6 protein-coding genes are annotated in these 6328 nt (G+C 58.3%); 3 read left to right on the top strand and 3 right to left on the bottom strand.

Annotation, left to right across the window (positions count from 1 at the left end; translation table 11 throughout):
• From H8S02_RS09725 to folD, 3 genes are all read left to right on the top strand, one after another.
• The coding region (locus H8S02_RS09725) for a hypothetical protein (protein ID WP_186970356.1) at nucleotides 1-2276 on the top strand (2276 nt) is incomplete at its 5' end.
• Between the two features lie 218 nt (nucleotides 2277-2494).
• Complete coding sequence (gene lgt, locus H8S02_RS09720) at nucleotides 2495-3319, top strand: prolipoprotein diacylglyceryl transferase (protein ID WP_186970355.1); 825 nt, start codon at nucleotides 2495-2497, stop codon at nucleotides 3317-3319.
• Nucleotides 3320-3344: 25 nt separating this feature from the next.
• Nucleotides 3345-4196: a bifunctional methylenetetrahydrofolate dehydrogenase/methenyltetrahydrofolate cyclohydrolase FolD gene (gene folD / locus H8S02_RS09715; protein WP_186970354.1), complete on the top strand. Its 852-nt coding sequence runs from the start codon at nucleotides 3345-3347 to the stop codon at nucleotides 4194-4196.
• Nucleotides 4197-4266: 70 nt separating this feature from the next.
• On the opposite strand, the gene H8S02_RS09710 is transcribed toward folD, so the two are convergent.
• The 3 genes from H8S02_RS09710 to H8S02_RS09700 all read right to left on the bottom strand — a co-directional run bounded on the left by H8S02_RS09710 (nucleotide 4267) and on the right by H8S02_RS09700 (nucleotide 6320).
• Nucleotides 4267-4692: a threonine/serine exporter family protein gene (locus H8S02_RS09710; RefSeq protein ID WP_186970353.1), complete on the bottom strand. Its 426-nt coding sequence runs from the start codon at nucleotides 4690-4692 to the stop codon at nucleotides 4267-4269.
• On the bottom strand, nucleotides 4689-5459 hold the full coding sequence (locus H8S02_RS09705; RefSeq protein ID WP_118686054.1) for a threonine/serine exporter family protein: 771 nt from the start codon (nucleotides 5457-5459) through the stop codon (nucleotides 4689-4691). The genes H8S02_RS09710 and H8S02_RS09705 overlap by 4 nt, the downstream gene beginning before the upstream one ends.
• Before the next feature lie 87 nt (nucleotides 5460-5546).
• On the bottom strand, nucleotides 5547-6320 hold the full coding sequence (locus H8S02_RS09700; protein WP_186970352.1) for a hypothetical protein: 774 nt from the start codon (nucleotides 6318-6320) through the stop codon (nucleotides 5547-5549).
• Nucleotides 6321-6328: the final 8 nt, after the last annotated feature.

Here is a 6328-nt window from a genome sequence, read left to right as displayed (position 1 = left end):
CGACCGTTGTATGGCGTGACGATGCTTACACCAACGTAACTCTGCTTGGCGACGACAACAAGACCGTTGGCGAGAAGTTCATGAACCTCAAGAAGACCACCGCTGTTCTGGAGGACGTTTCCAAGACCTCCGGCAAGGAGACCTTCGAGATCTCTCTCGACAAGGACACTGTTGACGAGAACAAGACCACTGATGACAAGGGCAAGGCTCTGTACAACTTCACCGACGTGAAGAAGGACTACTCTGACCTGAAGTATCAGATGGTTACCGTTCTGTACAAGAACAACGACAAGTCCAAGGTTTACGGCGTTTACGCTACCAAGGACAACACCGAGCAGACCGGCATCCTGAAGGACCTCAAGATGGACGGCGCTAAGGCTAAGCTGGACGGCACCAAGTACGATCTGGCTAAGACCACCTCTGTTTACGTAAACGGCACCAAGCTGTACAAGAACAACAAGGACGTTACCATCAAGGAGTTCATCGACGAGTACGGCGATGGTTCTTCTACCAAGTACACCGATGCTGCTTACATGCAGCCGACCGAGGTTAAGCTGCTCGCTACCGACGGCTCCACCAACTACTCCATCCTGAACGTTAAGACCTTTGCTGTAGGCAAGGTTACCGCTGTTGGCTCTGATTACGTTAACGTAACCTTCAAGAAGGGCGATACCTCCATCACCAACGGCAAGACCAAGCTCGAAGAGGATGACTGGGATTGGTACGACGGCATCAAGAAGGACGACTACGTTGTTCTGACTGCTGCTGGCAACTACGGCACCGGCAATGGCCTGATCGAGAAGGCTACTGTTGTTACCGGTAAGGTAAACGGCACCCGTTCTGACGATGGCGTATCCATCAACGACGAGTGGTACAAGATGGCTGGTAAGAGCACCGCAGCTGTTAAGCGTCCGAACACTGGCGCTAACGTTGAGATGGTAGTTGTAAACGGCTACGTTTACTACACCGACACCACTGTTGGCTCCATCGACGACATGGCTCTGCTGGTTGAGGCTGCTCCGTCCGGCGGCGTAAACTCCAAGTGGGAAGCTCGCCTGATCTTCGCAGACGGCACCGACAAGGTTGTTGAGATCGAGAAGAAGTGGGACGACAAGGATGATGGCGTAGCTATCAAGGAGTTCCACGAAGGCACTGCTACCAACCCGAACACCGACAATTCCAATGGCGGTTCTTCTGTATACGCACAGCCGATGCTCGTTTCCTACGAGGTATCCAAGGATGTTTACACCCTGACTCGTATGGGCTTCAAGAACACCGACACCACCGATAACACCATCGACACCAACGGCTATGACAATTACGTAACTGTTGGCTCTGCTAAGACTGACGGCTCCATCAAGCATGGCACCATCACTCTGAAGGCAGACGGTACTCAGGGTTCTACCGACTCCACCATCTCTCGTCTGTACTACGAAGCAACCGGCGTTGTATTCGTTAAGTACTCCGACAAGGGCAATCGCAACTCCCAGTCCGATGCTTCCTACAAGGTAGTAACCGGTAAGACTGCTGCTGGCTACGATCGCGACATCAAGGGCGCAACCGCAGTTGCTAACAAGTCCAGCAACAGCTACTATGCACAGGCTGCATTCATCGACCTGGGCGACAAGAGCACCGGCGGTTCTTCCGAGAACTACGCAGTTGTTCTGAAGAACGTTGAGAAGAAGACCGGCACCGCTAACGGCACCGTATACGTAATCACCGCTTGGACTGGTACCGAGCAGATTACCGTTACCACCGACGACAGCGCTGCTAACAGCCTGAAGAAGGGCGAGGTATTCTCCTACACCGCTACCGGCGACACCCTGGCTGACATCGACACCTACAGCTCTGACCGCCAGAAGGATATGTTCGTTAAGGAGTACGATAAGGACTCCGGCGACATCACTCTGGTTTACAACATCGGCACTGACACCAACCCGAACTTCGTCAACGCTACCAACACCGACGCTTGGAACACCGTTGACAGCAAGGACACTGTCCTGATGTTCGTTGGTTCTGACGATGGCGAGGGCCTGACCGGCTACACCATGGACAACATCACTCTGGCTAACGTCTTTGACGCTGACAAGTGGTCCGATGGCCAGTCTCACACCACCTTCACCTACAACGCTACCAACAAGCGTTTCGAGGATGGTAATGCATACCTGAACGAGGACTTCGCTCCGAACGTTCACGTATTTGTTGACAACGACTCCGACGATCAGATCACTGTTCTGGTTATCGACGTTCCGGACAACAACATCACCAAGTGGTAATCTTAACGGTTCTCCGTTAAGCCTGCCATAAGGCAAAGCAAGACCCCCGAGGGAAACCTCGGGGGTTTTCTTATGCCTTCCGCCGTCCAAAATACACGCAATCTACATTGCACGAAGCGCCGGAGTCATGTATAATATTCACAGGCGAAACTTTACCCTGCGCGGCGGCGCGCCGTGCACCCCCCCTCGCATCAATACCCCTAAAGGAAGGTCGAAACATGGAACACACTATCGGTTTTCCGAACCTCGGTCTGGAATTCACGCTCAGCCGCGTGGCCTGCACCGTGCTCGGAAAGGACATCTACTGGTACGGCATCATCATCTGCGCCGGCTTTATCCTCGCCGCGCTCTACGTCAATTCCCGGACGAAGGACTTCGGCATCACCTCGGATAACCTCACCGACTGCCTCATCATCTGCGTGCCCCTCGGCATCATCTGCGCGCGTATCTACTACGTCGTTTTCGAATGGGGCTACTACGCGCAGCACCCGGGCGAGATCATCGCCATCTGGAAGGGCGGCATCGCTATCTACGGCGGCATCATCGGCACGCTCATCGGCCTGTTCGTGTACAGCCGCGTCAAAAAGCTCTCGCTCGCGAGCCTGTGCGATCTCGCGGCGTTCGGCCTGCTCATCGGCCAGTGCATCGGCCGCTGGGGCAATTTCGTCAACGGCGAGGCCCACGGCGGCCCGACAACCCTCCCCTGGGGCATGACCATCGACGGCCAGAGCATGGTCCACCCGACCTTCCTCTATGAGTCCCTCTGGAACCTCGCCGGCTTTGTCCTGCTGCATTTCTATTCGAAAAAACGCAGGTTCAAGGGCGAGATCGCGCTGCTCTATGCCGCATGGTACGGCGCCGGCCGCGCATGGATCGAGGGCCTGCGCACGGACAGCCTGTATATCGGCTCGGTCCGCGTCTCGCAGCTGCTCGCTATCATCAGCTGTATCGCGGCGGTCGCGGTGCTCGCGCGGCAGTATCACCGAATCAAGGTAGCAAAGGCGTTTTATGTGCCCGAAACGGACGAAAACAAGGGCGAATAATCATTATCATAAGGAGAGAAACAGCATGAGTGCAGTAAGAATGGACGGCAAGGCGCTGTCCGCCAAGGTGCGCGGCAGTATCCTCGCGGAGACCGAGGAGCTGAAGAAAAAGGGCGTGACGCCCGGCCTTGCGGTCATTATCGTCGGCAACGACCCGGCCAGCGAGATCTATGTGCGCAACAAGGAGCGCGCCTGCGAGCAGTGCGGCTTTTACAGCGAAAAGTACGCCCTGCCCGAGGAGACCTCGCAGGAGGAGCTGCTCGGCCTGATCGCGCAGCTCAACGAAAGTCCCCAGATCTCGGGTATCCTGTGTCAGATGCCGGTGCCGAAGCACATCTCGGAGCAGGCCGTCATCGACGCCATCGACCCGCGGAAGGACGTCGATGCGTTCCATCCGGTCAACGTCGGCAAGATCATGGTCGGCAATTTCGATTTCGTGCCCTGCACCCCGGCAGGCGTGATGGAGCTGCTCGACGAGTACCAGATCGACCCCAGGGGCAAGGAGTGCGTCGTTGTCGGACGCTCGAATATCGTCGGCAAGCCGATGGCCATGCTGCTGCTGCACCGTCACGGCACTGTGACCATCTGCCACAGCCGCACGCAGGATCTCGCTGAGGTCTGCCGCCGCGCGGATATTCTGGTCGCGGCCGTCGGCAAGGCCGGCTTCATCACCCCGGATATGGTCAAGGAGGGTGCGGTCGTCATCGACGTCGGCATCAACCGCAACGCCGAGGGCAAGGTCTGCGGCGATGTTGCGCCCGAGGTAATGGACAAGGCGTCCTATATGACCCCGGTCCCGGGCGGTGCAGGCCCGATGACCATCACCATGCTGATGAAGAATACGCTCAAGGCGGCAAAGCTCCAGCACAACCTCTAATATAAAGCAAAAAGCAGGGAAACCGGAACAGTTGCCTCGGTTTCCCTGCTTTTTTATTGAAAATCCTGTGTCAGCGTGCGGCTTTTCTTGCGTCGATCGTCTTAAACAGCACGCTCACGACCGCAAAGCCGATCGCCATGCCGAAAACGGCGCGTGCGGTGAAGAAAAAGTAGCTCTTCGCGGTCGGCATATCGCCCGCAAAGACGTAGTAGATGGTGTAGTACAGGCTGCCGCCGGGGATCATCGGGACGGTCGCCGGCATTTGCAGCACGACCGTCGGCACGCGCAGCCGCCGCGCCATCAGCGCCGCGACAAGGCTGCAGAACATGGCGGAGACCATGTTGGCGGCAAAGTCCCCGGCAAAGCCGTTCACGAGCAGATACACCGCCCAGGACAGGCCTGCGTTGACAGCGATGGGGAGCATATATGCCCGGCGGATGCCGAACACGATGGAAAACCCGATGCTGCCGATTATGCTTGCAATGATCTGACTCATCCCAGCACCCCCTCTGCCACTACGGTGGACAGCAGAAAGCCGCCCGCGATGGTCGCGGCGATGAGCAGCGACTCGATAAAGCGGAACAGGCCGGTAATGCTCTCGCCGAGCAGCATATCGCGCATCGCGTAGGTGATCGAGATGCCCGGTATGGTCAGCATGATGCAGCCGATGAGGATTTTATCGAGGTGGACACCTACGCCCATGCGGACGAGCACGCAGCCGAGAAAGCCGGTCAGCATCGAGCAGAGCAGATAGAACAGCAGCTGATTTGCCTTCTTGTAAAAGCCTCTGCGGTCCATCCAGCAGATGAGGCAGGCCAGTATGGCGGCGGCGGGGATATCGGCCGCTGAGCCGCCGAAAAACACCGCAAAGCTGCACGCGGTCAGCACCGCGCCGGCATAGCTGATCCACGCCGCCTCGGTACGCGGCCGTCTGATCGCCTCGATGCGGGCGGCGAGCGTCTGCGGCGGCGGACACTGCGCGCAGATCTCGCGCGAGAGCGCGTTCAGCCGCTCCACACGGTCGAGGTCGGTTGCATAGCTGCCGGCGATCCGCCGCGCCTTTACGATCTCATCGCCGTCCGGTGTGCAGGCTGTCACCTCGATGAGCGAGGTGATGGTAAATACACCGATCTCGCGCATGCCGTAGGCGTGCAGGATGCGCGTGATGGTGTCCTCGACGCGCGTCACCTCGCCCCCGGCGAGCAGCAGCGCCTTCCCTATTTCCAGACTGGCATCCACCAGCTGTTCCTCCGGTGTTCTCATAAGAAATCGCCCCTTTCTCCCTTCTATTCGAAAAAGGCAGGCAGCCGCCGCGTCGGAAAGCCGATGCGAAGCAGCTGCCTTTGCTGTTTACTTGAAGAACGATGCGACGAAATCGTAGAAGCCGTCCGGCGTGGTGGTCGTGCTGCCGGTCGCGGCTCTGTCCATGCTGACGAAGCCGACGTTGCCCTCAGCAAGGCCGATGACGCGGTCGGTGAACAGCACATAATACGTGCAGATCGGCGCGTCGCCCTGTGCTGCGGCGTAAGCCGACGAGTTGTCGCGGTATTCGCCGAGCTTGTCGCTCAGATAGCCCTCCGGGACCTTGATATAGCGGAGCTGCGAGGCCGAGCTCTGTACGACATAAGTGCTGCCGTCTGCAAGCTGCGGAATGAGGTCCGCGATAGTGTTGGTGTCTGCCACGGTCGCGTCAGGCAGAGCGCTCGTCATGCTCGCGGTCAGGGTGTCGACCTGCTGCTGGAGCGAGGTGATCTGCGCGGAAAGCGACTGCTTGTCCTGACCCAGCGTGTCGATCTGGCTGTTCAGCTCCTTGATTTTGCCGCCGCGCGACATAAACAGGACGAAGAACAGCAGGGCGATCACGAAGAACGCGAGAACCGCGCCGCAGAGCGCCGCACGGTAGTTCGGGCCGCCTTTGCGTCCTGCCGGGCGCTGCATTTTCATGCCGCGCATCGGGCGGCCGCTCGCCATGCGGATGCCGGGGCGCGGGCCGCGGTCTCGGCGAAGCGCGGCCGGGTCGTCCGGGATATCGTCCTGCACGGTCGTGCGCGGCGTCTCCGGGCGCGAAAAGCGGCTGAGCAGCTCGTCGTCGCTGTACGAACCGTTTCGCTCGTTATAATCCATGTTCATTC

Source organism: Agathobaculum hominis, assembly GCF_014288055.1.
GTDB classification, from domain to species: Bacteria; Bacillota; Clostridia; order Oscillospirales; family Butyricicoccaceae; genus Agathobaculum; species Agathobaculum hominis.
This window is presented reverse-complemented; position numbering and strand designations above follow the sequence as displayed.

What these genes read in the sequence shown, in the direction of transcription:
- folD (WP_186970354.1), top strand. Translation starts at nt 3,345, where the DNA reads ATGAGTGCAGTAAGAATGGACGGCAAGGCGCTGTCCGCCAAGGTGCGC.
- H8S02_RS09705 (WP_118686054.1), bottom strand. Translation starts at nt 5,459, where the DNA reads ATGAGAACACCGGAGGAACAGCTGGTGGATGCCAGTCTGGAAATAGGG.
- H8S02_RS09700 (WP_186970352.1), bottom strand. Translation starts at nt 6,320, where the DNA reads ATGGATTATAACGAGCGAAACGGTTCGTACAGCGACGACGAGCTGCTC.
- lgt (WP_186970355.1), top strand. Translation starts at nt 2,495, where the DNA reads ATGGAACACACTATCGGTTTTCCGAACCTCGGTCTGGAATTCACGCTC.
- H8S02_RS09710 (WP_186970353.1), bottom strand. Translation starts at nt 4,692, where the DNA reads ATGAGTCAGATCATTGCAAGCATAATCGGCAGCATCGGGTTTTCCATC.